At 63.3% G+C, this 26,906-nt stretch carries 23 protein-coding genes; 16 read left to right on the plus strand and 7 right to left on the minus strand.

Annotated features, from left to right (window positions below):
* Window positions 1–8 precede the first annotated feature (8 nt).
* Window positions 9–506 (minus strand): hypothetical protein, encoded by a 498-nt coding sequence (locus BR24_RS00565; protein ID WP_496539566.1) that lies wholly within the window; start codon window positions 504–506, stop codon window positions 9–11.
* Window positions 507–514: 8 nt separating this feature from the next.
* Window positions 515–1,402 carry an ABC transporter ATP-binding protein gene (locus tag BR24_RS00570; RefSeq protein ID WP_496539567.1) on the minus strand — a complete coding sequence of 296 codons (888 nt, stop codon included), beginning with the start codon at window positions 1,400–1,402 and terminating at the stop codon, window positions 515–517.
* A 253-nt stretch (window positions 1,403–1,655) separates the two neighbouring features.
* Between BR24_RS00570 and BR24_RS00575 the strand changes: the two genes are divergently transcribed.
* The 15 genes from BR24_RS00575 (at window position 1,656) to BR24_RS00645 (ending at window position 16,161) form a co-directional block, all read left to right on the plus strand.
* Complete coding sequence (locus tag BR24_RS00575; protein WP_496539568.1) at window positions 1,656–2,756, plus strand: sensor domain-containing diguanylate cyclase; 1,101 nt, start codon at window positions 1,656–1,658, stop codon at window positions 2,754–2,756.
* A gap of 59 nt (window positions 2,757–2,815) precedes the next feature.
* On the plus strand, window positions 2,816–4,009 hold the full coding sequence (locus BR24_RS00580; RefSeq protein WP_496539569.1) for a PP2C family protein-serine/threonine phosphatase: 1,194 nt from the start codon (window positions 2,816–2,818) through the stop codon (window positions 4,007–4,009).
* The gene (locus tag BR24_RS00585; RefSeq protein WP_496539570.1) at window positions 4,006–4,539 is read left to right on the plus strand and encodes a SiaB family protein kinase; all 534 of its coding nucleotides are present in this window, start codon (window positions 4,006–4,008) and stop codon (window positions 4,537–4,539) included. The genes BR24_RS00580 and BR24_RS00585 overlap by 4 nt, the downstream gene beginning before the upstream one ends.
* Before the next feature lie 26 nt (window positions 4,540–4,565).
* Window positions 4,566–4,952, plus strand: a complete 387-nt coding sequence (locus tag BR24_RS00590) for a DUF1987 domain-containing protein (RefSeq protein WP_496539571.1) — start codon at window positions 4,566–4,568, stop codon at window positions 4,950–4,952.
* A gap of 23 nt (window positions 4,953–4,975) precedes the next feature.
* Entirely contained in the window at window positions 4,976–6,337 is a 1,362-nt protein-coding gene (locus BR24_RS00595; RefSeq protein ID WP_496539572.1) for a methyl-accepting chemotaxis protein, read from the plus strand.
* A 163-nt stretch (window positions 6,338–6,500) separates the two neighbouring features.
* On the plus strand, window positions 6,501–8,711 hold the full coding sequence (locus tag BR24_RS00600) for a heavy metal translocating P-type ATPase (protein WP_496539573.1): 2,211 nt from the start codon (window positions 6,501–6,503) through the stop codon (window positions 8,709–8,711).
* 4 nt (window positions 8,712–8,715) lie between these two features.
* Complete coding sequence (locus BR24_RS00605) at window positions 8,716–9,039, plus strand: heavy-metal-associated domain-containing protein (protein ID WP_496539574.1); 324 nt, start codon at window positions 8,716–8,718, stop codon at window positions 9,037–9,039.
* 10 nt (window positions 9,040–9,049) lie between these two features.
* On the plus strand, window positions 9,050–9,601 hold the full coding sequence (locus BR24_RS00610; protein WP_496539575.1) for a hypothetical protein: 552 nt from the start codon (window positions 9,050–9,052) through the stop codon (window positions 9,599–9,601).
* Window positions 9,602–9,627: 26 nt separating this feature from the next.
* On the plus strand, window positions 9,628–10,113 hold the full coding sequence (locus tag BR24_RS00615) for a magnetosome protein MamC family protein (RefSeq protein WP_496539576.1): 486 nt from the start codon (window positions 9,628–9,630) through the stop codon (window positions 10,111–10,113).
* Window positions 10,114–10,125: 12 nt separating this feature from the next.
* Window positions 10,126–10,521: a YtxH domain-containing protein gene (locus BR24_RS00620; protein WP_496539577.1), complete on the plus strand. Its 396-nt coding sequence runs from the start codon at window positions 10,126–10,128 to the stop codon at window positions 10,519–10,521.
* 4 nt (window positions 10,522–10,525) lie between these two features.
* Window positions 10,526–10,771 carry a hypothetical protein gene (locus tag BR24_RS00625; protein WP_496539578.1) on the plus strand — a complete coding sequence of 82 codons (246 nt, stop codon included), beginning with the start codon at window positions 10,526–10,528 and terminating at the stop codon, window positions 10,769–10,771.
* A complete protein-coding gene (locus tag BR24_RS00630) occupies window positions 10,768–12,915 on the plus strand; it encodes a heavy metal translocating P-type ATPase (RefSeq protein WP_496539579.1) in 2,148 nt (715 codons plus the stop codon). Before BR24_RS00625 ends, BR24_RS00630 begins: the two co-directional genes overlap by 4 nt.
* The gene (locus BR24_RS00635) at window positions 12,915–13,649 is read left to right on the plus strand and encodes a FeoA family protein (protein WP_496539580.1); all 735 of its coding nucleotides are present in this window, start codon (window positions 12,915–12,917) and stop codon (window positions 13,647–13,649) included. Before BR24_RS00630 ends, BR24_RS00635 begins: the two co-directional genes overlap by 1 nt.
* Window positions 13,646–14,086 (plus strand): Fur family transcriptional regulator, encoded by a 441-nt coding sequence (locus BR24_RS00640; RefSeq protein ID WP_496539640.1) that lies wholly within the window; start codon window positions 13,646–13,648, stop codon window positions 14,084–14,086. The genes BR24_RS00635 and BR24_RS00640 overlap by 4 nt, the downstream gene beginning before the upstream one ends.
* Entirely contained in the window at window positions 14,083–16,161 is a 2,079-nt protein-coding gene (locus tag BR24_RS00645; RefSeq protein WP_496539581.1) for a heavy metal translocating P-type ATPase, read from the plus strand. The genes BR24_RS00640 and BR24_RS00645 overlap by 4 nt, the downstream gene beginning before the upstream one ends.
* Before the next feature lie 70 nt (window positions 16,162–16,231).
* On the opposite strand, the gene BR24_RS00650 is transcribed toward BR24_RS00645, so the two are convergent.
* The 3 genes from BR24_RS00650 to BR24_RS00660 all read right to left on the minus strand — a co-directional run bounded on the left by BR24_RS00650 (window position 16,232) and on the right by BR24_RS00660 (window position 19,229).
* On the minus strand, window positions 16,232–16,477 hold the full coding sequence (locus BR24_RS00650; RefSeq protein ID WP_496539582.1) for a hypothetical protein: 246 nt from the start codon (window positions 16,475–16,477) through the stop codon (window positions 16,232–16,234).
* A 246-nt stretch (window positions 16,478–16,723) separates the two neighbouring features.
* Window positions 16,724–18,298 (minus strand): 4Fe-4S binding protein, encoded by a 1,575-nt coding sequence (locus tag BR24_RS00655; protein WP_496539583.1) that lies wholly within the window; start codon window positions 18,296–18,298, stop codon window positions 16,724–16,726.
* A gap of 1 nt (window position 18,299) precedes the next feature.
* A complete protein-coding gene (locus BR24_RS00660; RefSeq protein WP_496539584.1) occupies window positions 18,300–19,229 on the minus strand; it encodes a DUF362 domain-containing protein in 930 nt (309 codons plus the stop codon).
* A 577-nt stretch (window positions 19,230–19,806) separates the two neighbouring features.
* Here BR24_RS00660 and BR24_RS00665 point away from each other — a divergent pair.
* Window positions 19,807–21,432 carry a glutamate synthase-related protein gene (locus BR24_RS00665; RefSeq protein WP_496539585.1) on the plus strand — a complete coding sequence of 542 codons (1,626 nt, stop codon included), beginning with the start codon at window positions 19,807–19,809 and terminating at the stop codon, window positions 21,430–21,432.
* Between the two features lie 115 nt (window positions 21,433–21,547).
* On the opposite strand, the gene BR24_RS00670 is transcribed toward BR24_RS00665, so the two are convergent.
* Window positions 21,548–21,823 carry an amphi-Trp domain-containing protein gene (locus BR24_RS00670; protein WP_496539586.1) on the minus strand — a complete coding sequence of 92 codons (276 nt, stop codon included), beginning with the start codon at window positions 21,821–21,823 and terminating at the stop codon, window positions 21,548–21,550.
* Window positions 21,824–21,930: 107 nt separating this feature from the next.
* Entirely contained in the window at window positions 21,931–26,739 is a 4,809-nt protein-coding gene (locus BR24_RS00675) for an AAA family ATPase (protein ID WP_496539587.1), read from the minus strand.
* Window positions 26,740–26,906: the final 167 nt, after the last annotated feature.

Below are 26,906 nucleotides of genomic sequence, written 5' to 3' on the forward strand. Positions count from 1 at the left end.
CGCAGTCTTCACGTTGGTTCGAGCAGCACCAGCGCGCCGCCGAGGTAGGACGTAACCCCCGCCAGACCCCACGGCAGGGCGGTCAGCACTGCGGAGACGACCGTCTCGTGCGGAAAGCGCGAGGCGGTCATGAGCGACAGGGCCGCGAGGTCCAGCGCGACGATGGCCGCCAGCGCCGCAAGTCCCACCATGATATGGCCGAGGACCAGCACGTGGGGCGGCAGCGGCAGGTGCAGGGAAATGCGAAACCGCTGGCTGACGGTCTCGGGCAGGAACTGGGCGGTGGCGATGAACAGGCCGGTGATGGCGGGCAGGTACATGAACGGATCGTAGAACAGGGTGCCGAGATGCATCACGCGGTACCAGACCACTTCGGCGTGATCCATGAGGAACAGCTTGCGCATGGCCGTGTAGATGTAGGCCATGACCGCCAGATTCAGGAGCAGGGCCGCCGCCGCGTGACCTCGCAGCTTGAGATATTCCTTGAGGAGTATGGAGCGTATCATGATGTCTCCTAGTATCTTCCGGTGAAACCGATGAAGGCGTCCTCGAAGCTCATGTCGCGGCGGGACATCGCATGGTCCGATAACCCGAGCGATTCGAGATGACGGGTGACGCTGCTTCGGTCCTCGAAGGTGTAGAGCTGATATTCGTCTCCGGTCTCTTCCACGTTCCGCAGGGGGCCGCCGACGGGCGGAGGTGCGGCAGAGCCGTTCTTGGGCAGGACGAACTGCTTGAACTCGCTGAGGAATCCGTCAAGCGACACTTGCGTGGTGTTCCCGCCGCGTTCCAGGAAAACGATTTCATCCACGAAGCGTTCGAGGTCCTGCACGATGTGCGAGGTGACGAGGACGGTCCTGTCGCCTTCGCGGAGGTACTCGGCGAGGTGATCGAGAAACAGGCGTCGGTATCCGGCGTCAAGACCCATGGTGTAGTCGTCGAGGATCATCACGTCCGGCTGCTGGGCCATGAGCAGGCCGAGCACCACCTGCGAGCGCTGCCCCTCCGACATGTTGCCGATGAGGTGGCTGCCGGGCAGGTCGAGCTTGTCCGTGAGCGCGTAGTAGTGGTCGCGGTTCCATTCAGGGTAGAAGGGCGCGAAGAACCGTTCGACGCTTTCGATGCTCATGAATTCATAGGCCAGATGTCCCTCGAAGAGCAGGCCTACCCGCTGCCTCGTCTCGGGAGAAAGCGCGTGGGAGTCGTCGCCAAGGATGCGGCAGGTGCCGCCGCGAGGCCGCAGAAAGCCCATGAGTATCTTGATGAGCGTGGTCTTTCCCACTCCGTTTTTGCCAAGCAGGCCGTATACCTTCCCGCGTGGCACCGTGAAATTCAATCCGTCGTATATCACCCGCCCTCCATAGGCGTGCCTGAGATTTCGGACTTCTATGGCGCTTGTCATAAATGGCTCCTTGGTGTGAAAATGATTTTCATCATCACGAGCTAGGCCAGCGGTACACTCTCTGTCAAGCGGGAAGAGCAATGTCTTAGCTTTGCGTATGGAGAAGGGAAATTGGCGAAGCAGTGCTTCATGCGCCCTGTTTCTTCCGGATGCATCTCTCGAAACAGGAAAAACAATTTGCTCCTTGACGATGAAAACGAATTTCAATATCAATTCAGCCTGACATGCAAACAAAGAGCAAATCGGGAATCTGATGCAGAACGGTACGGGCTTCGAAAGGGAAGAGGCTATCCTCGAGAAGGCGCTGCGGTCCCTTGAAAACGATAGGGAGGCGGTGTCCTTCGCGGGGCTGGCTGACGAATACGCGAGGCTGCTTCGGCAGGCCAGAAGGCTGGTGGCCATGGGCGACAGGATGCAACGCTCCCTGAGCGACCTGAATCGCGAACTGGCCGTCAACGAAGAGAAGTACCGCACCACGTTCGAGCGTGTGGCGGAAGGCATCTACCGTGCGCGGCCCGACGGGAGGCTGGTTGAGGTCAATCCGGCCATGGCATCCATTTTCGGCTTCGCCTCGCCGGAAGATATGCTCGAGACTGTCCGCCGGGTCTCCGAGCTGTTCCTGTCACCGCAAATGTCCGGGCGTTACGAGCAGGAGCTGAAGCTGGGACGCAGCTTTCGCGGAATGGAGGCGGAGATGCACGTTCACGGCGGCGGCGTCTGCTGGTGCGAGCTTGGCGCGACAGCCCTGCATGCTGAGGGTGCCGGGAATGCCTCCTGCGGCATGGTTGGTGTGGTGGCCGACGTGACAGAGCGGCGCAAGGCCATGGAGGACATGTGTCGGCTGGCCCGCACCGACGCACTGACCGGCCTCTGGAACAGGGGCTACTTCATGGAACTCACCAGACGCGAGCTCTCGCGCAGTGCCCGCAGGGACCAGCCGCTCGCGCTGCTGATGGTGGACGCGGATCATTTCAAGTCCATCAACGACACCCATGGTCACGATGCCGGAGACCGCGCGCTCTGCCGGCTTTCTGATATCTTCGCGCGCAGCCTGCGAGAAGAGGACGTCGCCGCACGTTACGGGGGCGAGGAGTTCGTCATCCTGCTTCCGGATACAACCCGCGAGCGGGCCTGCTGCGCTGCAAGGCGGCTGCTGGACGAGGTCCGGGCGGCCACCGTCGTCAGCGGGGCGTGCGAGTTCGGCCTGACCGTCAGCATCGGCGTGGCTGCGGAGCGGGGCGTGACCACCGACCTCGACGGACTGCTCAAGCTCGCGGACATCGCGCTTTACGCCGCCAAGAAGAACGGCAGGGATCGGTTCGAGGTGTATCGGCGGCGGGACCGCTGTGCCTGATGTTTTTTTTGAGACCTTGATGAAATTGAGTTTCAATATCGAAAGTGGAGGGGGAGACGATGACCGTACTGACCAAATCGTTCCGGCGCGTGGGCGGCATGAGCATCCGCAGGAAAATGGACTTCATCCTTTTCTCCGCGCTGGTGCTGCCTCCGCTGGCGTTGCTCGTGCTTGCGCAGACGGGGGACACGGGGCTGTTCAACAACGTCCTCGCGGTCTTCCTGACTGCCGTCGTGATCCTGTTTGTTCCGCTTTCCAGACTTTTCAGCCATCTGCTGGCGCTGAGAAACATCCGCGAACTCAACGAACAGTGCATGCGTCTCAAGCAGGGCGACTACGCGCTGGAAAACCTGCCCCCGGAGCGCGGGGAGGAACACGACTTCATGCGTCTCAAGCGGAATCTGCACTGGATGGGCTACGCCATTGCCTCGCGCGAGAGGAGGCTTTCCCGGGCCATGGAGAGCCTGTCCGACGCCCAGAAGCAGATCGTTGAGAGCATCGACTACGCCAGCCTGATCCAGAGCTCCTTCCTGCCGGACCAGCGACAGCTCGACGCGGTGTTCAGCGATCATTTTCTGCTCTGGGACCAGCGCGACAAGGTCGGCGGCGATTCCTACTGGTTCCGCCAAAACGAGGACGGTTTCTTCGTGGCTGTCATCGACTGCACCGGTCACGGCGTCCCCGGCGCGTTCATGACCCTGATCGTCCATTCCCTGTTCGAGAAGGCGGCCTCGGCGGAGTGCGGCAACAGCCCAGCCATCGTCCTCGGCAGACTCAACCGGCTGGTGAAGGACGCCCTCGGCCAGAACGAGCCCGGAGGCATGTCGGACGACGGGCTGGACTGCTCGCTCTGCTTCGTGGACCGACTTCGCTCCAGAATGGTTTTCGCCGGTGCCAACAATCCCCTCTACGTCCTCGAAGACGGCGAAGTGAGCGTCGTCAAGGGCGACCGCTGCGGCATCGGCTACGTGCGCTCCGGCAGGGATTTCGCGTTCACCGATCACGAAGTGGAGACCGGGCCGGGGAAGCGCTTCTACATGACATCGGACGGCGTCATCGATCAGGTGGGCGGCCCCAAGGGGTTCCCGTTCGGCAAGCGCAGGCTCAAGGAGTTCATGGTGCGGCAGGCGGACCTCCCGCTGAAGGGGCAGGACCGGCTGCTGATGGAACACGTCGACGCCTTCAGGGGGGACGAGCCCCGGCGTGACGACATAACCGTTCTCGGTTTCGAAACACAGGGAGGATCGGCATGACCCCGAAAATGTACGACTGCTACGAATCCCTCAGGGGCGAGGGAGTCATTCTCTATTTCAACGGCCCCGTATCCCAGTGCGTGGTGGAAGGCATGGGTGATCTCATGCGGCGCAAACTGCGCAGCGAAGAGGCCGAAGCCAAAGTCTCGCACCGAATATTCGCGATCCTCGTGGAGCAGATGCAGAATATCGTACGCTACTCCGCCGAGCGGGATGCCACCGGACTCGACGGGGGCGACATGGCCAGCGGCCAAGTGGTCGTGGGGCGCGAGGAGGATGGTCGCTTCTATGTGGCCTGCGGCAACAGAATCGGCGCGGATTCCGGCCGACGCCTCTCGGACAGGCTGAACAAGGTAAGCAGCATGAGCAAGGACGAGCTCAAGCGCTACTACAAGGAGTGTCGCCGCAAGGGACCGGACGCCGAGTCCAGAGGGGCAGGGCTCGGTTTCATCGAGATGGCGCGCAGGGCCGAGGGCCCCATGGATTACCACATCCGCCCCGTGGATAGTGAAACAGCTTTTTTTCAATGAAAGTAATCGCCTGAAGGAGGCTCGCAATGACCAAATTCTGCGTAAGGGAAACCAAGTCCTCCCCGCTTATCGACTTTGATCCGGCATCCGGCATCATGGAGATTCGGGGCGAATCCTATCCCGAGAACTGCTCGGGATTCTACGGTCCCATGTTCGACTGCCTGAACCGCTATTTCACCGAATACCACGGTGAGCGCATGGAGCTGAACATGGAGATCGTCTACTTCAACAGCTCCACTTCCAAGACCTTCATGGACCTCTTCGACATGCTCGACGATCAGGCCGGGCGGGGCAAGCGGATAGAGGTCAACTGGCGCTACCACGAAGACAACGAGACCGCGCAGGAGTGCGGTGAGGAGTTCATGGAGGACGTTGAGAACGTCCGCTTCAACCTGGTCGAGATAACCGGCTGATCCTTCGGGGGAGGGGGAACGCTATGGGCAATCCTTTGAAACTGTGCCGCCTGAGCGGCCTCGCGCGGCGGCTGCTGGCGGGAATCACCATGTCGGGAACGGTTCTTTTCGCGGCTGCGCTCTTCGGCGGATACGCGGCAGGGTCCGCGAGCATTGCGGGAGCGCCGCTCGTGCTCGGAGCCGCGGCGCTCGGGGGCGGGGTTTTTCTCGGCGCAGCGGCCCATCTGCTGCTGCGCCACTACGTGTGCAGGCCCCTGTCCGGCATCTGCGACTCTTGCCACCGCGCTGTCGCCGGAGATTACGATCACCCGCCCAGCTCCGCCGCGCCGGCCGAGATGGGCGAAGTCGGGGAGGCGCTCGGAGAGGTCTTCTCCGGCGTGAAGGAACAGGTGGAACATTCCGAGGCGATGCGCAAGGAAGCGTTTCGGGAGTCCCGCAAGGCGGCCAAGGCCGTACGAGGGTTGGAGAAAGAGGCCGCCCGGGCAAGGCAGGCGCGGGCAGAAGGTCTCGAGCAGGCGGCGCATCAGCTTGAGCGCGTGGTCACATCCATTCGCACCACGTCGGAGAAGGTCTTCGACATGGTGGATGAATGCGGCGTGGCCGCGTCCGCCCAGCAACAGGATCTTGAAGCGGCCGCCGATGCCGTGGAGGCCATGAGCGAAGCCGCGGCACGCGTGCGGGATAGCTCCGGCGAGGCCGCGGCCATCGCGCAGGGGACCTCCGAGCGCGCCCGGGGCGGGGCGAAGGTCGTTGAGGACAGCATCGAGGCCATGGGCCGGCTGGAAGATTCGTATGGCGGCGTGGCGCGACAAATGGAGCGCCTCGGACGCGAGACCGAGAGCATCGGAAGCGTCATCTCCGTCATCAACGATATCGCGGACCAGACCAATCTGTTGGCGCTCAACGCCGCCATCGAGGCGGCCCGAGCCGGGGAGGCCGGGCGCGGATTCGCCGTGGTCGCGGACGAGGTCCGCAAGCTGGCGGAAAAGACCATGAACGCCACTGGCGAAGTGGGCACCATGGTCTCCTCCATCAGGGAAGCAGCCCGCGAAAGCGAGGGAGGCATGCGCGAGGCGGGTGAGGCGCTGGAGCATGTCGTGGGGCTCGTCCGCAACTCCGGGGAGTCACTCGCGAGCATCGTGGATCTCTCCGGCAGCGCGGAGCGGCACGTCCGGGCCATGGCCGATTCGTCCGAGGCCCAGACCGTGTCCGCGAACGGGACGCGTCAGGTAATCAGCGCCACATGCGAAGTCTCGGCCGACACCGTTGCGGCAACCCGCCGCGTGCGCAGCGTGCTGGAACAGATGGTGCGCGAGTCGGGCGAGCTTCAGCGGCTGGTGGACGGCCTGCGCGGTGACAAGTCCTCCATGGAACGTGCGGCATGAGCTGCGCGTCAGTCACGGAGCGTCCGGCCCCCGTGGTCGAAAAAGCGAGCGTCGCGAAGGGATTATTTTGGGGAAAAGGTAATCGGCGGCCGGCTGCCCTCGCGGGGAAAGCCTGCCAGATTGTATGGTCGAGATTATTCACCTCTAGCAGGCCGTGTTCAATATGAGAAAAGTGTTCAAGGTGCGACATTCCATCGCCGGACGAGTTCGGCTCGTCATAGGCGTCATGCGAAATAACGAGAAGCTGGCGCGTCGGCTTGAGGCCGCGATCGGAGAGTTGGAGGGCGTCAAGTGGGTGCGCGCCGGAGTCCGCTCCGGCAGCCTCGTGGTGCGGTACGACGCCGCTGCCGCGCGTGAAGACGGCATCGTGGCGGCTGCCGGGGAAGTGGCCGGAGCGGCCTGCGGGCCGCGTCCGCTCTCCGGGCCTTCCTGCGCATCATCTCTTTGCGAATGCACGGCCTGCAAGGTCACGGAGAAGGGGTGCGATCCTGTCCGCCCCGCCCTGCGGCGTTTCACGGTCATGTCCGCCATCATGAGCGGCGTCTTCGTCCGCAGGAGCCTGCTTGGGCTGACAGTCGCCCAGACCGCGTTCAGTCCGCTGGGTCTGCTCGCCGTGGGCGCCTCGCTGCCCCTTTTACGCAAAGGGATGACGCAGGTCCGGCAGCGACGATTCACGCTGGAGACCTTCCTGGGTGCGAGCTGCCTCGCGGCAGTCGCCGCGGGGGAAGCTCTGACCGCCTTCGAGGTGCTCTGGATCGATTCGGGCGCCGAGCTGCTCAAGTCCTGGATAACCGAGCGCTCCCGCGAATCCATTTCCGGTATCCTGCAACAGAGTGCGCATCACACCTTCGTGCTCAAAGGCGGGGTGGAGGTGGAGGCCGAGGTCCGCGACCTCGAAATCGGCGACGTGGTGGTGCTTCACACCGGGGAAAAGGTCTGCGTTGACGGCGAGATCATCGACGGCGAAGCGCTGTTCGATGAGTCCCCCATAACCGGGCGGCCTGATTTCGTCCCCCGCAAGTCGGGCGATGACGTGCTGGCCGGAACCTTCGTGCGGCAGGGCGTGGTGTATGTCCGCGCGCGGGAGGTGGGAGACCGGACATACCTCGCGCGGGTGCTCAAGCTCGTGGAGGACTCGCTGGAGAACCGCGCCCCCATCGAGGGCGTGGCGGACCGGCTTGCCGCTAACCTCGTGAAGGTCGGCTTCGTCGTGACCGGAGCCACGTTCCTGCTCACGGGGAGCTTCTGGCGCGCGTTCACGGTCATGCTGGTCATGGCCTGCCCCTGCGCCACGGCCCTCTCTGCATCCACCGCCGTGAGCGCCGCCATGAGCGCGGCGGCTCGCAGGAACATTCTCATCAAGGGCGGCCGGTATCTGGAGGAGCTGGGCGGCGTGGACACGGTCTGCTTCGACAAGACCGGCACCCTGACCACCACGGAACCGGTACTCTCCTCGCTGGTCCCTCTCGAAGGCGTGGACGAGCGCCGCCTGCTTCAGCTCGCGGTTTCCGTGGAGGTCCACAACCACCACCCGTTGGCGCAGGCCGTGAAGATCGAGGCCGACCGGCGCGGCGTGAGCCCTGTGCCGCATACCGTGTGCGAATATTTCCTCGGCATGGGAATGCGCGCCGAGATAACGGGAGCTGAAGTGCTGGTGGGCAACCGCAAGCTCATGGAACGCTACGGCGTCCGCGTGGGCGGCGTCTCCTCTAGGGTCTCGGCGTTCCGCAAGCGCGGCCTCACCGTGCTCTACGCTGCGCGCGGGGGCGAGGTCATCGGCCTGCTGACCTTCGACAACACCATTCGTCCCGAGAGCGGGGAAGTGGTGTCCCGGCTGCTGCGGGGCGGGGTAAAGCACACGGTGCTGGTCACCGGCGACGAGCGCAACACCGCGCTGGAGCTGGCCGACCGCATAGGCATCCGCGACTGCCACTCCTCGGTCATGCCCGAAGAGAAGGCCCGAATCGTGGACCAGCTTCGCGACAGCGGCCGCTCGGTGCTCATGGTTGGCGACGGTATTAATGATGCGCTCGCCCTGACCCATGCGGACGTGGGCGTGGCCATGGGCGCGGGCGGCTCCGAGGTGGCCATCGAGGCCTCCGACATCGCGCTGGTCAACGACGACCTCGGCGGGCTGGTCTACGTCCACTCCCTGAGCCGCCAGACCATCCGCGTGGTGCACCAGAATTTCTGGATAGCCACCGGCTCCAACATAATCGGCGTGGTGCTCGGCGCCGCGGGCGTTCTTTCGCCCGTGACGGCGGGCCTGCTGCACATAATCCATTCGCTCGGTGTCCTGGCGAACTCGTCCCGGCTCCTGCGATACCGCGCTCCCGCGATAGCGGGCTGCGGTGAACTACCCAACGGAGAATGAAGGCATGGATTTCAATCTACTGATGGACCTCCGCCGGTACCTGACCGTGGCGCATCACGTCCCGGGCAGGATCCGCGTCAAGTTCAGCCTCAAGCTGCTGAGCGATCCGCGTGCGGGCGAGGCCATGAGGCAGGCGGGGACGAAGGAGCTGCCTCCCGCCATCCGCAGCATGCGGACCAATCCACTGGGACGCTCGGTAGTCATTGAGTATGACCCCGACGTCCTGAACCCCGACAAACTTGCCGAGCTTTTGACCACCGGAGACGGCGAACGGTTCGAGGCCCTTGCGGAAGAATTGAGGGAAACCCTGCTCCCCGAGCAGGCCTGAGGAGGAACCCATGGACTATCAGGAACAGATGTACGCAAACCGGAATAATGCGTCCGACGAGCAGGGCGCAAGCGCTGCGGCCGGGGCTCAGCAGGGCGGGACATACCATCAGGCGCCGCCGCAGCCCGGCGGGCTGTACCAGTACCAGCCCGGACTCGGATTCGTGGCGGTGCAGCCCGGCCCCGCGCCGGGAGCTCAGCAGGGACCGCCCCCCGGAATGCACCCCGGAATGCAGGGCGATCCCGGAGCCCAGTATGCCACGGGACACGGCGGACAGGCTCCCGGGGCTGGGATGCCCGGAACTCCCGAAGGAGCAGAGCCCAAATTCGATCAGAACCGCATGGGCGAGGTCTACGGCATGGTCAACGACGTCATGAACGGCGAGGCCGACACCTCCAAGCTGTTCGGAATGCTCTCCGGCAACGGCGGCGATTTCTGGAAAGGCGCTCTGGTTGGCGCCGCAGCCGTCTTCCTGATGAACAACGACGCGGTCAAGGATGCGGTCTCCGGGACCTTCGGCGCATTCTTCGGCGGTGAAACCGAGGAGCCCGAAGGCGAATAGTCGCTTCTCGAAACCGGGAGATCATCATGAGCAGACATTACCTGAGAAAGCCGGGAATGGCGGGCGGCGCAGCCGTCGGCGCCACGGTGTTCGGCGCGGTGCTCGGCGGCGCGGCAGTCGCGGCCGGGACGTACCCCAAGGTGCGCTCGGGCGAAATGGCCCGTTGCGATGCGGTCCGCGAAGTAGCGCGCGAAGCCGGGACAACCGGGGTTTCCGCAGGGGCGGGCGTCGCCGTTGCGGGGGCGCTCGGCCTCGGCGGTGTCCTCTCTTTCGTGGGCATTGTGGCCGTTGCCACGGGCACCAAGTACGCGCTGGACTCCGCTCTCAAGCACGCCCGCCCGAAAGAGGCCGCCGCAGTGGAAGAGCAGGAGAAGCCGGCCGAGACCGCGGTGCCGGAAAAACCCAAATCCAAGGCTGGAGCCAAGGCCGCGACAAAAGGCGCGACCAAGACAAAGGCCAAGTCGGCCAAGAGCAGGAAGAGCGACTCCGAACCATCCGACGAAAAACAATAAGGGGAATCGATCATGAGCGATCATTACAAATATCAGCCCGTGCCGGGCGAGTCTTCGCAGGAAGGAGCCTACATGCGAAATCCACAGCAGCCTTCGTATTATTATCACGACGCCAACCAGTATGCCGCCGGTTCTCCTCAGCAGGGGGCGCAGCCGCCGGGGCAGGGCGCGTATCAGCAGCCTCCGGCCACCCGGTCCGGCCTCTCGTCATGGGTCAACTTTTCCAACTCCGACTACCTCAAGGGGCTGGCGCTCGGCGCTGGCGTGGCGCTGGTGGCCAGCAACCCCAAGGTCCAGCAGGCCGTGGTCTCGGGCGCGGTGAAGCTCTGGGCGTCCGTTCAGGGCGGTTTCGAGGAGGTCAAGGAGCAGATTCAGGACGTGAAGGCCGAACTCAGCCAGCAGGAGTAGTCCCATGGCAGGAAGAAACAAGACTCCCGCCGAGCGCGGCGGACTGGACATGCAGACCAAGCGTTCATGGGCCAAGACCGGCATGGCCGTCTCGCTGGGAACCCTCGTGGCGACCAGCCTCATGGAGTCGGACAAGACCCCGCAGGTCAAGAAGGTCCATCTCTGGTCCGGCTTTGCGCTGGTGGGCTTTTCCTATTGGCACTACTCGCTCTACAAGTCCCCCGGGGGCAAATCCGGAGAGAGGACATGAGCGCAGGGATTCGCGCCGCGAGAGTGAGGCGCGCGTTCTCGGTCGTGCATGAGCTGCCCCGACGGCTGCGGCTGCGAAGTCGCAGGCTGTACGACCCCTCGCTGGATCACGACTACCTCGTGGCGGTGCTTGAGGCGCTGCCCGGGGTGGATCGGGCGACGGTGAACACCGCTGCCTCCTGCATGGTGGTGGAGTACGACGGTTCCGGCGAAACGCGGCGGCGTCTTCTTGATTTTCTGGAGAACATTCCGGAGGACGCCTACCTGCCCGAGGTGAACCGTCGCGACCCCATTAAGCCGGGAACGATGATCTCGCAGGCGGGAGCCGCCCTGTCGACGCCGTTTCTGCCGCAGCGGGTCAAAGCGCCCCTGAGTACGGTCCTTGGGCTTCCCACCATGCTGGAGGGTGCCCGGACGCTGGTCTCCGAGGGCCTGAAGGTGGAGGTGCTCGACGCTGCGGCCGTGGGGCTCTCCCTGTTGCGGGGTGACTACGCCGCGGCCAACGCCATCGTGGCCATGCTCGGGCTTGGCGAATACCTTGAGCAGTGGACGGAGCAGAAATCCGACGACCTGCTCAAGAACCTGCTCAGGCCGCAGGTGGAGAGCGTCTGGGTGGAGCGGGACGCCCGGGAGGTGCAGATCCCCTTCGGCGATCTGGCCGTGGGTGAAATCGTCATCTGCGGTTCGGGAGAGTTGATCCCGGTGGACGGCGTGGTGACGGACGGGGAGGCCGCCGTGAACCAGAGCTCCATCACCGGCGAGTCCCTGCCGGTCCACATCCGGCCCGGTGACGACGTGCTCTCCGGGGCCGTGGTGGAGGACGGGCGGCTCAAGGTCGCGGCGCACAGCGTCGGCGCCGAGACAAGCATGGCCCGCATGGGGCGCTTCCTGGAAAGCTCCCTGCGCACGCGCTCTCCGTCGCAGACGAGAAGCGACGAACTGGCCGACAGGCTGGTTCCCGTGACGTTCGGGCTCGGCCTGGGGCTCTTCGCCCTGACCCGCGATCTGCGAAGGGCCGCCTCCGTGCTGACCGTGGACTATTCCTGCGCCATCAAGGTGGCCGCGCCCGTGGCGGTCAAGTCAGGCATGTACGCGGCGGGGCACTGCGGCGTGCTGCTCAAGGGCGGACGCGCGCTGGACAATCTGGCCCGGGTTGACACCGTTGTCTTCGACAAGACCGGGACTCTCACCCGTGGCGACCTCAAGGTCACCGACCTTGTCCCGCTGAACGGAATGGACGGCGAGGAGCTTCTGGCTCTGGCCGCGGGTGCCGAGGAGCATTACTCCCACCCCGTTGCCCGCGCCGTCGTCGCCGAAGCCCGGGCCCGCGATCTGGAGCTTCCGCCCATCAGTCAGGTGGACTTCATCGTGGCCCATGGGGTTTCCGCATTCGTGCAGGGGAGGCGGGTGCTGGTGGGCAGCAGGCATTTTCTCGAGGACGACGAGAGCGTGGACTGCTTCGAGGCCGCGAAGCTCGGCAAAAAACTTCGCGGCGAAGGCAAATCGCTCCTCTACGTGGCGCGCGAGGGAGTGCTCGTGGGCGTCATCGCCCTGCGCGACGAGCTGCGGCCGGAGGCTGCCGAGGCCCTCGCCATGCTCAAAAAGCGCGGCATCCGCAAGATCGTCATGCTCACCGGCGACCATCGAGACACCGCCGAGGCCATTTCAGGATCGCTCGGCTGCATCGACGAAGTACATTGGGAACAGCGGCCGGAGGACAAGGCGTCGGTGATGCGTCGGCTCACCCGAGACGGGCATTTCACCGCCTTTGCCGGGGACGGCGTCAACGACGCTCCCGCGCTCATCTCGGCCGATGTCGGCCTGTGCATGCCCGGAGGGGCCGATCTGGCCCGCGAGGCCGCGCAGGTGGTGCTTTTGGATGAGAATCTCAAGGCGCTGGCCGTTGCCCGGGACATTGCTCAACGAACCGACAAGGTTCTGCGGCGGTCCTTTCAGGCCGCGGTGGGCATCAACTCCGCCGTGCTGCTGCTCGCTGCCGGAGGCAGACTGTCTCCCGTGGCCTCGGCGTTTCTGCACAATGCCGCTACGCTGGGCATCCTCGGATATGCCGCGGCCTCGGCCGGTACGGCGCCGGAATCGAAGAAACACGTCCGCTTCGACGGACGAAGTGTGGAGGGGGCCTGATGCATTCAAGTCTGGCGGACGCGCCGTGCGGCGTCTCCCTAACGATTGTACGGGTCGCGGACCGGGAGCTGGCTTCCCGGCTTGCGTCCATGGGGCTGGGCGACGGCAGCGTCGTCACGCGGCTGGATGAGGAGGTCGCGCTGCACACGGTCCGCGTCAGGGGACCCAACGGCGAGGTGGTGCTCGGCGGCGGCATGGGCGGCAAGGTCGTCGCTCATCTTCCCGACGGCCGGATGATCCCCCTTACCGAAATGGTCCCGGGCGAGACCGCGCACATCGAGGCCGTTACCGCTGGTGAAGAACTCACCGATGCGCTGGCCGTGCTCGGGTTGAAGAATGAGGACGAAATCACGCTGGTGCGCAGACTGCCGCCGATGGAATACATCACCCTCGCGGACGGGCGGCGCATCCGGCTGGCAGAGGGCATGGCGGCCAAGATCCTGGGCGAAATGAGCGGCGTGGGCTGCCAGTTCGCCAACGCCCGGGCCGGAGCGGACTTCACGGTGACCCGCATCCTCGGCGGGAAGCGGGCCAGACGGGCCATCTCGTCGCTGGGCATCGCCAAGGGCAGCGTGCTGCGGCTTGAGGCGGTGGAGAGGGCTCCCGATTACCGCATGAGCCGGGGGGAACGGTTCGTGGTCTCCAGTCGCGAGGGCCTCCGGCTCTTCCTGCGGCGGGACCAGGCCGATGTCGTGATCGTTGCGCATCAAGCTGACGGAGGGACCGCATGCTGAAGTCGGCGAGGGAGGTGTTCATGGATTATCTCAACAAGCACGACATGAACCTGACTCCGCAAAGAGCGCTGATCGTGGAAGCGTTTCTGAATGAGGAGGGGCATTTCACGCCCGAGGACCTGTACAGGAGAGCCCGCCTTTCGGACCCGACAATCGGTCAGGCGACCATCTATCGCACCCTGAAGCTGCTGGTGGATTCGGGATTGGCAGAGTCCTTCGACATCGGCGAGGGCGTGGCACTGTACGAACTCAGTTACGGCAACGAGCATCATGATCATCTCATCTGCTCGGAGTGCGGACGCAAGGTGGAAGTGGTGGACGAGGAAATCGAGCGCCGTCAGGAACAGCTTGCGCGGGCGCAGGGGTTCTCCCTCACCCGGCATCGCATGCTGCTCTTCGGCGTATGCCCGGACTGTCGGAAAGGCGGCGGGGAATGACCACAGCCGTGACCCCGCGGATAGTGCACGAGACGCAGCGACGCATCCGCCTGCGCTGGCGTAGGTTGCTGCATCCGAATCTGGCCCCGGATTATCTTGAGGCCTGGCTGGAGAATCTGCCCGGCGTGGAGTCGGTGCGGGTCAACGGAGCTGCCGCGACCGTCGTGGTCGTCTACGATGGGCGCGAGTCCGTCCGAACGGCCGTTGTGGATTCGCTGGGCCACGTGCCTGAAGAGGCGTTCGGGCGCAGGCACCCTGCGCGCCCAAGGCGCAGCCTCGCCGATGCCGCCGTGCACGGCGGCCTGGCCGGGGCATCTCCTTTCCTGCCGCCGGGGCTGGGAATGCCGCTTGCCGCGCTCATGGGCGCGCCGGCCGTTCTTCAGGGGCTGGATACGCTTTTCAATCAGGGTCTCAAGGTGCGTGTGCTTGACATGGCAACCGTGGGCTTCTCTCTGCTCAGGCGCGATTACGTGGCGGCTTCCTCCATCTCCGCCATGATCGTGGTGGGCGAGTATCTGCGCCGCGTAACGGAAGACCGCTACAACGGTCTGCTTCGCGGGCTGATGGCGGCTCCGGTGGAAACGGTCCGCGTCGAACGAGACGGCGTCGAGTCCGCCTTGCCGTATGACGCTGTCAGGCCCGGTGACGTGGTCCATGTGGATGCCGGAGAGCTCGTGCCGGTGGACGGCGCCGTCCGCGACGGCGAGGCCGTACTGGACCGCAGCTCGATCACCGGCGAGTTCGACCCCCAGCAGGTGCACGCCGGCGATGCCGTGACCTCGGGCTCGAGCGTTTCGGAAGGACGCCTCGCCATCTGCGCGGAAAAGACCGGACGCGAAACGGTCATGGCGCGCATCGCCGAGTTCATGGAGCAGGCCGTTGCCGAAAAGTCGGACCCGGAGCGTCGGAGCGACCGGCTTGCGGATCTGCTGGCTCCCGTCACGCTCGGCATGGGCTCCGCCATCTATGCGGCCACCCGCGATGCCAACCGCGCGCTTTCCGTGCTGACAGTCGACTACGCCTGCGCCGTCAAGCTCCCTGCCCCGGTGGTGATAAAGGCTTCCATGCACGCTGCGGGGCAGCGCGGAATTCTGGTCAAAAGCGGCTCCGGGCTTGACGCCTTCGCCGAAGCCGACACCCTTGTCTTTGACAAGACCGGGACCCTGACCACCGGTGAATTGACGGTCGCCGAGGTCGTGCCATGCCGTGAGCTGGAGCGCGGTGAGCTGCTGCGGCTCGCGGCGTCCGTGGAAGACCGCAACGGGCATCCCGTTGGCCGTGCCATCGTGCGGGAGGCCGCTTCACGCGATTTGGCGCCTCTCGAAGTGCAGGACTGCGAGTGCAGCATTGCCCACGGCGTCAGCGGCCGCATTGCCGGACAGCGCGTTCGGGTGGGCAGCCGCCACTTCATCGCCGACGATTGCGGCGTTGATTGTTCCGAACTTGAGGAAACCGCAACACGGTTGCGCGCGAAGGGAGCCAGCCTCGTCTACATCTCTCGGGATAAGACGCTGCTCGGCGTATTGGCGCTCAGGGAAACGGTTCGCGACGAGGCGTCCCGAACTCTCGCAGCCCTTCGGGGGCACGGTGTGAAACGAGTGGTTGTGCTGACCGGCGACCATCAGGAGACTGCGTCGCAGCTTGCCGAGCGCGTCCCGGACGTGGACGAGATTCGCGCGGGACTCATGCCCGAAGACAAGGCCGAGGCCGTCCGGGAGCTGCAGCGCGCCGGTGCGAAGGTGGCGGTAATCGGCGACGGTATCAACGACGCCCCGGCTTTCGTGGCGGCGGACGTGGGGATATGCATGTCTCGCGCGACGGGGCTGGCCCGCGAATCCGCGCAGATAGTCCTCATGCACGACAGGCTGGATGGGCTGTCGCATCTGCGGCGGATTGCCGAACGGTCAGGGCGCGTGCTGAAGAGCTGCTTTGCAACCGGCGTGGGTGTCAACACCGGCCTGCTCTTGGCTGCAAGCGCGGGGCTGCTGACGCCGACACTGGCCGCAGGTATTCATAATCTGACGACCTTCTCCATCCTCGGCGGAGCCGCTCTCGCCGCGGGGAAGACTTCCTGACCGCACCGGGAAACCGAATTGAACGGTCCGGCCGGATGCGGTCGGACCGTCTTGTCGGGCTTTTTGAAAACTATTTTTCGGCTTTCTGCTCGATCCCGGAAGCGGAAGGCTTTCTGGCTTCTTCCACCATACCCTTGAACTCGCTCCCGGCGGACCGGTACTTGTCGCCGACCCAGCCGGAAAGTTTCATGCCGCCGCGGATCACGCCGACAGCCACGGGCCGGAGGGCGCCGGTCTTGTAAAGCGCGTAGGCCGCTGCCCCGGCAAGGGCCACGCCGGCCGTGGTGGCCGTGCTGCTGCGAAGGTAAAGGCTCATATGTTCCTCCTTGGTTCTTTTATTTGACCATACCCTAAGACTTGCTGCGCAACAGGCGCAAACTCTGAAAACGGATATCAGTCATCCGCATGTGCGTATGCCGGCGGCCTCACGGTATTCTGGTTGCGCTTGTATTCCGTGAAAGGGAATCAATAATGCCGTTGTCTCGACGGAGTGCGTCGCGGAGGATTTGCCCGGAGGGCCTTGATGCCCCTTCTGTCCGTGAGGGTTCGGGATCTTTGAAGATCAGAAGGGAAAATCCTCTTCAAGGTGCGGGGCCGGTTTCAGTTTCTTGATGACAGGTTTTTCCGCGCGTTGATGAACGGGGTTTCCATCCACGAAGATCGCCCTGTAGGGCCGGGTGGGGCAGGCGTGTTCGCAGCCGCCGCAGCCGACGCATATCTTCCGGTTCACTTCGGGAATGACGAGTTTTCGGCCTTTGGCGTTCTCGTAGGGCACCATGCGAACCGCCTTGGTGGGGCAGTGTTCGGAGCAGGCGCCGCAGTTTGTTTCGTCGGTGTATACAACGCAGTTTTTCTTGATGAAGTGTGCCTTGCCGATCTGGGTGCGGTGCTTTTGTTTTTTGGTCAGGGGCAGGATGGCGCCGCTGGGGCATATCTGCGAACAGATGGTGCAGTCGTAGTTGCAATGTGCCGAGGCAAAGCCCATTTTGGGCTGCATGATGCCGGATGGACCGTAGTCGAGCACGGAGGGGACCAGCACGCGTGACGGGCAGGCGGAGACGCAGAGGTGGCAAGCCGTGCATTTGGCCGTGAAGTGAGCGATGGACATGGAACCGGGCGGCGAGGCCGGACCGGTTCGATTTTCGGGGATCGTCGTGGGGCGGCTCGGAACAAAGCCCGGCGGCAGGGCGGCTTCTACGCCGGTCGCGGCGAGTCCCAGTCCGCCGGTCGCCAGTGCGATGATGAATTTCCTTCTGCCGGAGGCTTTGTTGCCCGTCCGGGCTTTGGGCGTGGACGCGGTCCTCAGGTGCAGGACGTTGTCCGGACACGCCGAGAGGCAGTTGTAGCAGGACACGCAGCGGCTGACGTCAACCTGCTTTTGTTTGAAATCAATGCAAGCTGCCTTGCAGACACGCTCGCAGCGGCCGCACTCTCGGCACATGTCCGCTTCAAAGCGGATGCGAACCGGCGACAGCTTTGAGACTAGCCCCAGCAGCGCACCGACGGGACAGATGGTATTGCAGTAGAGGCGCCCGTGTCGGGCGCTGAGCCAGCCCGCCAGCAACAGCATCGTCGTGGCCGCGGCAATGGAAGCCGGCGCGATGACCGGCCACCGGACCCTGTACACGGCGTGCGATCCGAAGGCTTCGAACATGGGGGCGAGGGCGTTGTTTACGGCGATGAGAGCGGGGCGGGCGAGGTTGGAGAGGATGCGTCCGAAATTGCTGAATGGATCCAGAAGATTGACCAGTAGCCCGCTCCCGACGAGAAACAGCAGCACGGTCAGGGTCAGCAGCGTGTATCGCAACATGTTGTGCGGCTTGGTGAGGGCGAAGCCGCTACGTCTTCGGCCGGTTGCGCGGCTGATCGCATCCTGCAGTGTGCCGAAGGGGCAAACCGTCGAGCAGTAGACACGCCCGAAGAGGAGCGTGACGAGCAGCACCGCAAGGCAACCGGCTGCCGCCAGCGCGGCGTTATCCAGAAAATCGAGCAGCGACGGGACGAATTGCAGGTACACGACTGCGTCGGCAAGCCTTACTGCCCCGACCTCCCTGAAATCCAGAAAGAGAAGCGAGGTCGAGACCAGAAAGGCGAGGGCGGCTGCGACCCGGAGGCGTTTCAGTCTGGAGCGGCGCATTCTATCCGAGCTTGATGCGATTGATGGACAGGTTTTTCAGGTCCATCCTGCCGAGCTGCATCTGCGAGGCGAGTTCGATGTGGCGCACCTCGTCCGGTTCCACACCGTAGAGTCTTGCCCCCGCGGCATCCGCAGCAACGAAGTCCGTCGACAGGACCTGTGCCTTCATCTGCACAACGTCTTCCACCGAGACTCCCCGCGGGCCGTTTCGCATCATGACGTGGTAGGCGTCCAGAATGGTGAGGTCGGGTTTGCGCAGTGAGGCCATGTCCGCGATGCACTGGTGCAGGTCGTTGCGGTGGAAGTACCAGCGGTCCCAGACCACGCCCATCAGGTTCTTCATGCCGGCGGTTATCAGCGATGAGCTGTGATCCTTCAGGACCGGGACGTTGAAGAACACGTCCGCGTCCAGAAGCGCCTTGTGCACCTGCGCCCTTTTCAGACGGCGGCCTTCGGGGATCGGGACTTCTCGGTAGTATCCTTCGCTGTCCGCCGAGATCATCCTGCCGCCGGCGGCCTCCACCGCGTTTTCTATGCCGCTGTTCAGGTAGCACTGCCGCCAGTTGTCGCAGGAATGGTCGAAGACGATCACTTCCGCGGCTCCGGCGTCGTAGCAATGTTCGACGATACGCCCGACCAGTCTGGGGTTGGTGTTGCCGCCCCGCTGCGGAGACACGTCCCAGCCGATGTTCGGCTTCACGACGACCCTGTCGCCTCGGGACACGAAGGTCTTCATGCCGTTGTAGGCACTGATGGCGCTGTCGAACATTTCGTCCGGCTCGCCGCCGCGGATGGCCACGAGGTCCCACGGGTTTTCCGGGGCGGCCATGGCGGGCGTGTTCCAGAAGGCCTGCACGCCGCCGAAGGCGAGGGTAGACCCGGCGACGATACCGCCCCGGATGGTTTGTTTCAGAAAATCACGACGATCCATGGTTCTCCCTCCATTGCTTGATGGTGCTTCATGATGCTGATCGGCCTTCGTGTGGTGCAAAGAGGATGAACGTTGATTCGCAGTCGGCTGGATTCTCACGCAATTCCGCGGAACAGGCATGAGGAATCCCTGTCGGGTATCTGCCTCCGAGCCGGAATATCGGATTCCTTTCCCGGACGCAGGCGCTGGAGCCGTTTCAGGGCAGCGTCCGCCGCGGCTCTCTTCATGGCGGAAAGGCCTATGTTCGAAGAATACTCATTGCCGGACTGTTTGACTAGCCTGACTTGAAAATCTGTTTCTCCGCCGGGCGCGGGTGCGTTGCCGAAGTCATCATTTCCCAATTGTGTAAGATTGTGCGGAATGGGTGGGGTGAGTGTATGCTGGAGGTCGTGAATTATGTCTTGCTTTTGTCGATATTGTAATTTTTGGCTGTCGCGGCAGCGGATTTAAGGAGTCTTTTGACGGAAAACAGGGTTTGAAATGTCGAAAAAACGGATTTTTGAGTGACACCGGGTTGCGATATTGGTATTGGCCTCTGCGCAATTACTCATGATCACACGGAAGGAGATTCGAACGAATGAACTGGTCAAAAAGCAATGATGTTCTTGGAAGCGTAAACCGTGGTAATGCCGTGGAATCCGGCCTTTGCACCCTTTGCCGTGCCGACTGTCAGGGCAAGTGCGAGACCTGGATGTCCTCCATGCGCGGTCGTGAAATTCTCTACCCCCGCGACTTCGGTCTGGTCACCGCGGGCAGCGGCAACACCACGCATGTGGGCGTTTCCTACAACTCTCTTCGTATTCAGGGCCTGAACTACGGTGCCAACGGTCCCGTCAACAGCGATGAAGATCTGCTCTTCACCGATGTGAACCTGGAAACCTCCTTCGGCGCGTCCGAAAAGACCAAGTGTCGTGTGCCGTTCATGACCGGCGCCCTCGGCTCCACGTTTATCGCCGCCAAGTACTGGGACTCCTTCGCCGCCGGTTGCGCACTGGTGGGCGCGCCCATCGTGGTCGGGGAGAACGTTGTGGGCGTGGACCGCGAGGCCGAAATGAGCAACGGTCGCATCACCAAGGCTCCCGAGCTGGAACGTCGCATCGACACCTACATGCGCTACTACGACGGCTACGGGGCCATCATCGTCCAGATGAACGTCGAGGACACCCGCAACGGCGTGGCCGAGTACCTTGCCGAGAAGTACGGCGACAAGGTCATCGTCGAGCTCAAGTGGGGACAGGGCGCCAAAAACATCGGCGGCGAAATCGAAGTCTCCAGCCTCGACTACGCGCTCTTTCTCAAGAAGCGCGGCTACCTCGTGGACCCGGATCCGGAAAAGCCCGAGGTCCAGGAAGGCTTCCATCAGGGCGCCATCAAGCACTTCGCCCGCCACAGCCGTCTGGGATACACCAACCTCGCCTCCTACGAGCAGGTGCGCGACGAGTTTTACGAAACCGTCAACTACCTGCGCGAGCTCGGCTTCAAGCGCATTTCCCTGAAGACCGGCTCCTATGGAATGGAAGCGCTGGCCATGGCCATCAAGTTCGCCTCCGAGACCGAGCTGGACCTGCTTACCATGGACGGCTCCGGCGGCGGAACCGGCATGAGCCCGTGGAACATGATGGAGAGCTGGGGCGTCCCGTCCATCCTGCTGCATTCCAAGGCGCACGAGTATGCATCGCACCTCGCCGCCAAGGGCCAGCGCGTGCCGGACATGTCCTTTGCCGGCGGCTTCGGCAAGTGCAGCAACATCTTCAAGGCCCTCTCGCTCGGCGCCCCGTTCACCAAGATGATCTGCATGGGTCGCGCCATGATGATCCCCGGCTTCCTCGGCGCCAACATCGAGGGCGTTCTGCACCCCGAGCGGCGCGAAGCGCTCAACGGCAACTGGGACAAGCTCCCGGCTTCCGTTGCCCGCTACGGCAGCACCGCCGAAGAGATCTTCACCTGTTATCAGGACGTGCAGAAGAAGGTGGGCAAGGACGAGATGAAGAACGTTCCGCTCGGCGCTGTGGCCATCTGGTGCCTCGTGGACAAGCTGTCCGCCGGGCTTCAGCAGCTCCTGTGCGGCGCACGCAAGTTCTCTCTTGATGAAATCTCGCGCTACGACATCGCCTCCGGCAACCGCGAGACCGAGCGTGAGACCGGCGTGCCCTTCATCACCGACGTCATGGACGAGACCGCCAAGCGGATTCTCGACATGTAGCATCGCACCTCGAGGCACACCGAGACCACGCCGATCAAGATACCAAAAGGCCGACGGAGTATCCCGTCGGCCTTTTTTCATCACGTTTCATCCGGGCTCGGCGTCGAGGTCGGGGTCAGTCTATTGCGACACCCGCTGCCGCCGCTTCGCCTTCACCTTCGGCCCATTCGATCTCGACTTCCAGCGAACGCTTGAGGGTGCGTCCTTCCTCCTCTTCGGCCTTGATCTCAAGAGTGACCTGCGGGGGAATGGAGAGCATCACCTGCGAGTCATGCGCGGTCAGGGTTATGGAACCGGCCTCTACCTTGTCCGCGATGGTGCGCAGCACGGCCGCCGCCTCTGCCGAGGATTTGCTTTCTTCGCTTTTGAAGAGAATGGTCTCGCGTCCCATGGAAACCTCCTGAAAATGGTATTGGTCCGATCATATTTCAAGGAGGTATCCGGGGCAACCGGTTTCGGCGAAAAAAAGGGACTGTCCGGGGAGCGCCATGGCGGACCTCAGGGGTTCATCACCGCGGCGAGCTCTTTTTTCAGGTCCTTCAGGTCCACCGGCTTGGAGAGGTAGCCATCCATGCCGCAGGCAATGAACCGCTCCCTGTCGCCGGACATGGAGTAGGCGGTCATTGCGACGATGGGGATATCGCTGGATGCTTCTCCGGCATCGCCTCTGCGGATCGCTTCCGTGGTCTCCTCGCCGTCGAGCAGGGGCATCTGAATGTCGAGCATGGTCAGATCGAAGGTGTTCTCCCGCAGAGCCTGCAACGCTTCCTCGCCGTTTTCCACCGCAAGGACGCGGTGGCCCATTTTTTCGAGCATGCGCTTCATGCTGAGCTGGCTTATGCGGTCGTCTTCGGCCAGCAGCACGTGCAGGTTTGCCAGGGCAGGCTCTTCGGAGGGGCGGACTGCGGAGCTCGTATCCCGGTCGACAGGTTTGCAGGGGATGCCCACGTGAAACTCCGTGCCTTCACCCTCACGGCTGGCGACTTCTATGGTGCCGCCCATGAGTTCGAGGAGATCTCTTGAGATTGCCAGCCCAAGCCCCGCCCCCTGAAAGTGGCGTTTGTACTCTCCTTCGGCCTGCGTGAAGGCTTCGAAGAGCTTGCTCTGCATGTCTTCGGCGATGCCGATGCCGGTGTCCGCCACCACGAAGAGCAGCTGGGGGGTCTCGCTGTGCGTGGCCGGGATGTAGTGGCTTCGGAGTTCGATATGCCCGGTGTCCGTGAATTTTATGGCGTTGCCGATCAGGTTGCTGAGAATCTGCTGGATGCGCAGCGAGTCTCCGGAGAGAAAGGCCGGCGTATCGGGGTCGATCCACGAGCGCAGCTCCAACCCTTTCTGGTGAGCCACCGGACGGAAAAGCTGAACAAGGGCGTCCATTGCTTCATGGAAGTCGAACGGCGCGTCGGCGAGCTTCATCCTGCCCGCCTCGACGCGCGAGAGGTCGAGAATGTCGCTCAGGAGCTGTGTCAGCCGCCTGCTGGATTGCAGGGCCGTCCGGGCGTACTCTGCCTGCTCTTCGTCGAGCTCGGTTGTCTGCATGAGTTGCAGCATGCCGGTGACTCCGTTGAGCGGCGTGCGGATTTCATGACTCATGTTGGCGAGGAAGATGGACTTGGACTTGTTGGCGGCCAGCGCCTGATCCTTGGCCTCCAGCATGGACTCCTCGGCGCGCTTGCGGGCGCTGATATCGGTGCAGGTGCCGACCATCCGGGCGGGGGCACCTGCCTCGTGACTGACGACCTGTCCCCGGCTCTGAACCCAGAGCCAGTCATCATCGGCGGTCATGTACCTGAACTCGATGTTGAAGGCCTCCATTTCCCGAATCTGCTGTTTCATCGAGGCGACGGTTTGGTCCCTTTCATCGGGGTGCAGCAGCTCTGTCCATGTGTCCATCTTCAGTTCGAAGGCGTTCGCCTCGAACCCGAGCATCTCGTAGGAGCGGCGGTCCCAGCTGATCTCGTCGGTGAGCATGTTCCAGTCCCACATGCCGTCGCGCACCGCCACGATGGTCAGGCGGTAGCGTTCCTCGCTCTGGCGAAGCTCCTCCTCGACCTTCTTGCGCCGGGCCACTTCCTCGCGAAGTCGGCCGGTGGCTTTCGCAAGGTCGCGGGCCTGTCGTTCGGCGTCCTGCCGCTTGAGGGACTCTTCGGAGCGGATTTCCTTGGAGCGCAGCAGATCGATCTGCCTTTCGATGAGGGTGGAGCGGACCACATTCAGGTGCTCGGAGGAACTCTCGTCCCCGGCGTCCGGCACGGCATTCGTGAGCAGCTGGCGGAAACGGTCTTCCATGGCCCGCGTCTTGGCGTGCGCGCCCCAGTCGTCATATCCGTTGTACGCCTGCTGCCAGTAAGTCTGCGCGACCTGTCCGGTGCCACGCCCCTCCCAGAACAGCGCGGCCCGCTCGTTGGCGAGCGCCTGCCAGTGGAGAAAGCCTTCCTGCTGCGCAGCGGCAACGGCCTTTTCGTAGTGAACCATGGCCTGTCCGTGGTTTCCCCACAGGCGGTCCATTTCCGCTTTGGCGAGTAGCCGCTTGAATTCGTAGTTGGCGGGGCAGTGGAGGGCCCAGCGTTCCAGCAGGCCGAGGATGTGCTCCATTTCTCCGTGCGCGTCCGGCCCTGTGCCGCTGTCGTTTCGTGCGGCGAGGATCATGAACCGGATGAACAGGTGTTCCGGCCACGGAAGGAGCCCCTGCGTGCCCACCGTGTAGATGATTTCATGTGCCTGATCGGAGACGGCTTTCGCGTGGGAGTAGTCGTTCATGATCAGCAGCTGCAGCGAACGCAGCACGTTGTAGATGCACTGGACCTGAATATTGTGGTTCCGGTCCACGCGTTCGAGGTAGTCCTCCTCCCATCGCAGGGCGGAGGGCTGCGCTTCGTCGGGGGAACAGAGCCTGTCGACGATGTGGATGCCCCCTTCCAGAAGGTCTATGGCCCACTGGTTGAAGCGCGTGCGGCTGAAGTTCAGGGAACTCTGGGCTTCCTTTTTCAGCACTGCGAGGGGGGTCCCCTGAAAGAGGCGGCAGTACATGTTGTGGCCGAAAGCGTATGCCGCGTACTGGAGGTTGCCGGATCTGGAACCGATTTCGTAAGCATCGGCGTAGTCCTGCGAGCTCTCCTTCATGTGCCGGAACCAGTGGCGGGCGGAGCTGCCGATCATGAGGTAGAAGACGCTCCGGTCCGAAGGGGAGTCGAAGGTTTCGGTCATGAGCCTTTCGGCGAGGTCCGTGAACTCTCCGGCGAGTTCGAGGTCGTTGTCCACCCAGACGAGCAGGCCTGCCAGTGCGGTGTGGCTGTATCCAGCCTCGGGCATGTTTCCGTGCTCAAGGATCAGGTTGATCACCTTGGGAACCAGCACGGACCAGAGCCGCTGGTGCGCCCGGTAGCAGGGCGGCCCCATGGTGATGAGCAGTTGCGTCGCCATGCGGGTGTCTTCGCGGCTCATGACAGGCATGTCGTGGAACGAGGAGACGTCGCGAGTGCTGAGCTTGTCCCTGATCAATCGCAGTTCGCGGTCGCGCGCGGCTTCGTAGTCATCCTCCGGGAGCTTGACACCCAGCGCCTCGAGACCGCTGATGCCTGCGGCAATGGCTTTGGGGTACCGGGCCAGCAGGGTGTATTGGACGATGAGTACCCGCTGCGCTTCGGCACGCTCCAGCGGGGTTCGCGCGTGCTCCATGGCGGTCTTGATATGGTGCCGGAACTCGGACTGGTCTCCTTCGAGGAACTCGCTCTCCGACCAGCCGAGATACAGCGCCATGGTGCTGTCGTGTCGTTCCGACCAGGCTCTTTCGGCTGCGGCGGGGTCTTCGAGCAGGCTCCCGGCGGCGCGGTGAAACTGAAGCACAGCCTGATACGCCGTGGCGGCCCGGGCCTTGGTCGCGGCCCGGATGTTGAGCTCCAAAAGCCTGAGTCGTTCTTCGGCGTCATGGATGAGCGGCTGCCCGGCGTTCATGTGCTCGGTGATTTCGAAAAGGTGCTCGTCCACCTGCGGCCTGCTCAGGGCGGAGAGCAGCGCCCTGCCGATGGCGAGGCGTTCTTCGGGCAGGTCGGCATCTGGCACGAGACCGTAGGCGGCCTGCTGGACCCTGTCGTGGACAAATTGAAACGTGACGATGTCCGTATCGCCACTTGCGGCGCTGCTTCTTCCGTTGTTTTGCCTGATGAAGAAAGGGCCCACCGCCTCGGACGAGAGAATCCGTAAGCACTCGGAGGCCGGGTGTCCGCTGACAATGGACAGAATATCCGTCCGAAAACGGCTTCCCAGACAGGCGGCTTTGAAGAGCAGGTCCTGAAGGGGCTTGTCGTGGCGTCGGAATTCTCTTGCGAAAAGCTCCACGACGTCGGCAGGCAGTTGTTCGCAGTGCTTTCTCTCGTCCATCCATATCCAAAGGCCCTCTTCGGCATCGTACCGGAGAATGCCCGTCTGGTGGATGAAGCCGAGAAAGGCGTGCATGAAAAACGGGTTGCCCCGGGTGCGGTCATGGATGATCTCGACGAGTCCGGACTTGGCTTCCACCGCGGGGCGCAGGCTGTCCCTGACGAACCGGTCCACGTCTTTGAATTCGAGAGGGGCGACGTGCTCGATGTCGATCGGGGTTTCCTGCAGGCGCAGGTCGTTGAGCACGAGCTGAAACGGGTGCTCCTCGTCCACTTCGTTGTCCCTGTATGCGGCGATGACCAGCAGGTAGCGCAGGTCCTCGCCGATGCGCAGCTGCTTCAGCAACTCCAGCGATGCCGGGTCCGCCCACTGCCAGTCGTCGATGAAAAGCACGAGGGGGGTGTCCGGCTTGCAGAATACCTTCAGCGCGCTGCGCAGAACCTTGCTGAACCGGTGTCTGGCTTCCTGCGGGCTGATGCCGGGAACGCTAGGCTGCGGGCCGATGATCCTTTCGAACTTCGGGGACAGGTCCAAGAGCAGCTGGCCCAGCTCGCCCACGGCCTCCATGAGCTGTTCGCTCCACATTGCAAGCTGCTCGGGCGGCTCCCGCAGCAGGTGCTCCAGCAATTCGTCAACAGCCTGACGGATGGCGAAGTAGGGGACGTTTTTGCGAAACTGGTTGAACTTGCCTTTGCAGAAGAAACCGTTTCGTTCGGCGATGGGCGACTCAAGCTGCATCACCAGCGCGGTCTTGCCGACGCCGGAGTATCCGGGGACCAGCAGCAGCTTTCCCTCTCCGAGGCATACGTCTTCGAAGGTGCCGAGCATTCTGCCAATGGCGTCTTCACGCCCGTACAGCTTGGTCGGAATGTTTAGCGCGAAGGAGGGGGAATAGTCCCGGCACGTCTGCAGGTTGGTTTTGTCCATGGACGTTACGTACCATCCCTGTAGAAAACTGGTCTTTTATAATAGGTGTCGCTTTGCTGATAATAAAACGTCAGCACGAATAGTTCCGGGCCTGCGTGTCGAAACGGTGCGGCAAGAAAGATGACGGGGCGCGGACAAGCCGCGCCCCGCCGGGGTCCGAACGCCGG

It is taken from the genome of Pseudodesulfovibrio halophilus DSM 5663, from assembly GCF_059568665.1.

Coding starts and splice junctions, on each gene's coding strand:
- BR24_RS00575 (WP_496539568.1), top strand. CDS start 1,656: ATGCAGAACGGTACGGGCTTCGAAAGGGAAGAGGCTATCCTCGAGAAG.
- BR24_RS00650 (WP_496539582.1), bottom strand. CDS start 16,477: ATGAGCCTTTACCTTCGCAGCAGCACGGCCACCACGGCCGGCGTGGCC.
- BR24_RS00605 (WP_496539574.1), top strand. CDS start 8,716: ATGGATTTCAATCTACTGATGGACCTCCGCCGGTACCTGACCGTGGCG.
- BR24_RS00665 (WP_496539585.1), top strand. CDS start 19,807: ATGAACTGGTCAAAAAGCAATGATGTTCTTGGAAGCGTAAACCGTGGT.
- BR24_RS00660 (WP_496539584.1), bottom strand. CDS start 19,229: ATGGATCGTCGTGATTTTCTGAAACAAACCATCCGGGGCGGTATCGTC.
- BR24_RS00675 (WP_496539587.1), bottom strand. CDS start 26,739: ATGGACAAAACCAACCTGCAGACGTGCCGGGACTATTCCCCCTCCTTC.
- BR24_RS00610 (WP_496539575.1), top strand. CDS start 9,050: ATGGACTATCAGGAACAGATGTACGCAAACCGGAATAATGCGTCCGAC.
- BR24_RS00590 (WP_496539571.1), top strand. CDS start 4,566: ATGACCAAATTCTGCGTAAGGGAAACCAAGTCCTCCCCGCTTATCGAC.
- BR24_RS00580 (WP_496539569.1), top strand. CDS start 2,816: ATGACCGTACTGACCAAATCGTTCCGGCGCGTGGGCGGCATGAGCATC.
- BR24_RS00625 (WP_496539578.1), top strand. CDS start 10,526: ATGGCAGGAAGAAACAAGACTCCCGCCGAGCGCGGCGGACTGGACATG.
- BR24_RS00670 (WP_496539586.1), bottom strand. CDS start 21,823: ATGGGACGCGAGACCATTCTCTTCAAAAGCGAAGAAAGCAAATCCTCG.
- BR24_RS00565 (WP_496539566.1), bottom strand. CDS start 506: ATGATACGCTCCATACTCCTCAAGGAATATCTCAAGCTGCGAGGTCAC.
- BR24_RS00570 (WP_496539567.1), bottom strand. CDS start 1,402: ATGACAAGCGCCATAGAAGTCCGAAATCTCAGGCACGCCTATGGAGGG.
- BR24_RS00620 (WP_496539577.1), top strand. CDS start 10,126: ATGAGCGATCATTACAAATATCAGCCCGTGCCGGGCGAGTCTTCGCAG.
- BR24_RS00630 (WP_496539579.1), top strand. CDS start 10,768: ATGAGCGCAGGGATTCGCGCCGCGAGAGTGAGGCGCGCGTTCTCGGTC.
- BR24_RS00635 (WP_496539580.1), top strand. CDS start 12,915: ATGCATTCAAGTCTGGCGGACGCGCCGTGCGGCGTCTCCCTAACGATT.
- BR24_RS00615 (WP_496539576.1), top strand. CDS start 9,628: ATGAGCAGACATTACCTGAGAAAGCCGGGAATGGCGGGCGGCGCAGCC.
- BR24_RS00655 (WP_496539583.1), bottom strand. CDS start 18,298: ATGCGCCGCTCCAGACTGAAACGCCTCCGGGTCGCAGCCGCCCTCGCC.
- BR24_RS00645 (WP_496539581.1), top strand. CDS start 14,083: ATGACCACAGCCGTGACCCCGCGGATAGTGCACGAGACGCAGCGACGC.
- BR24_RS00585 (WP_496539570.1), top strand. CDS start 4,006: ATGACCCCGAAAATGTACGACTGCTACGAATCCCTCAGGGGCGAGGGA.
- BR24_RS00595 (WP_496539572.1), top strand. CDS start 4,976: ATGGGCAATCCTTTGAAACTGTGCCGCCTGAGCGGCCTCGCGCGGCGG.
- BR24_RS00600 (WP_496539573.1), top strand. CDS start 6,501: ATGAGAAAAGTGTTCAAGGTGCGACATTCCATCGCCGGACGAGTTCGG.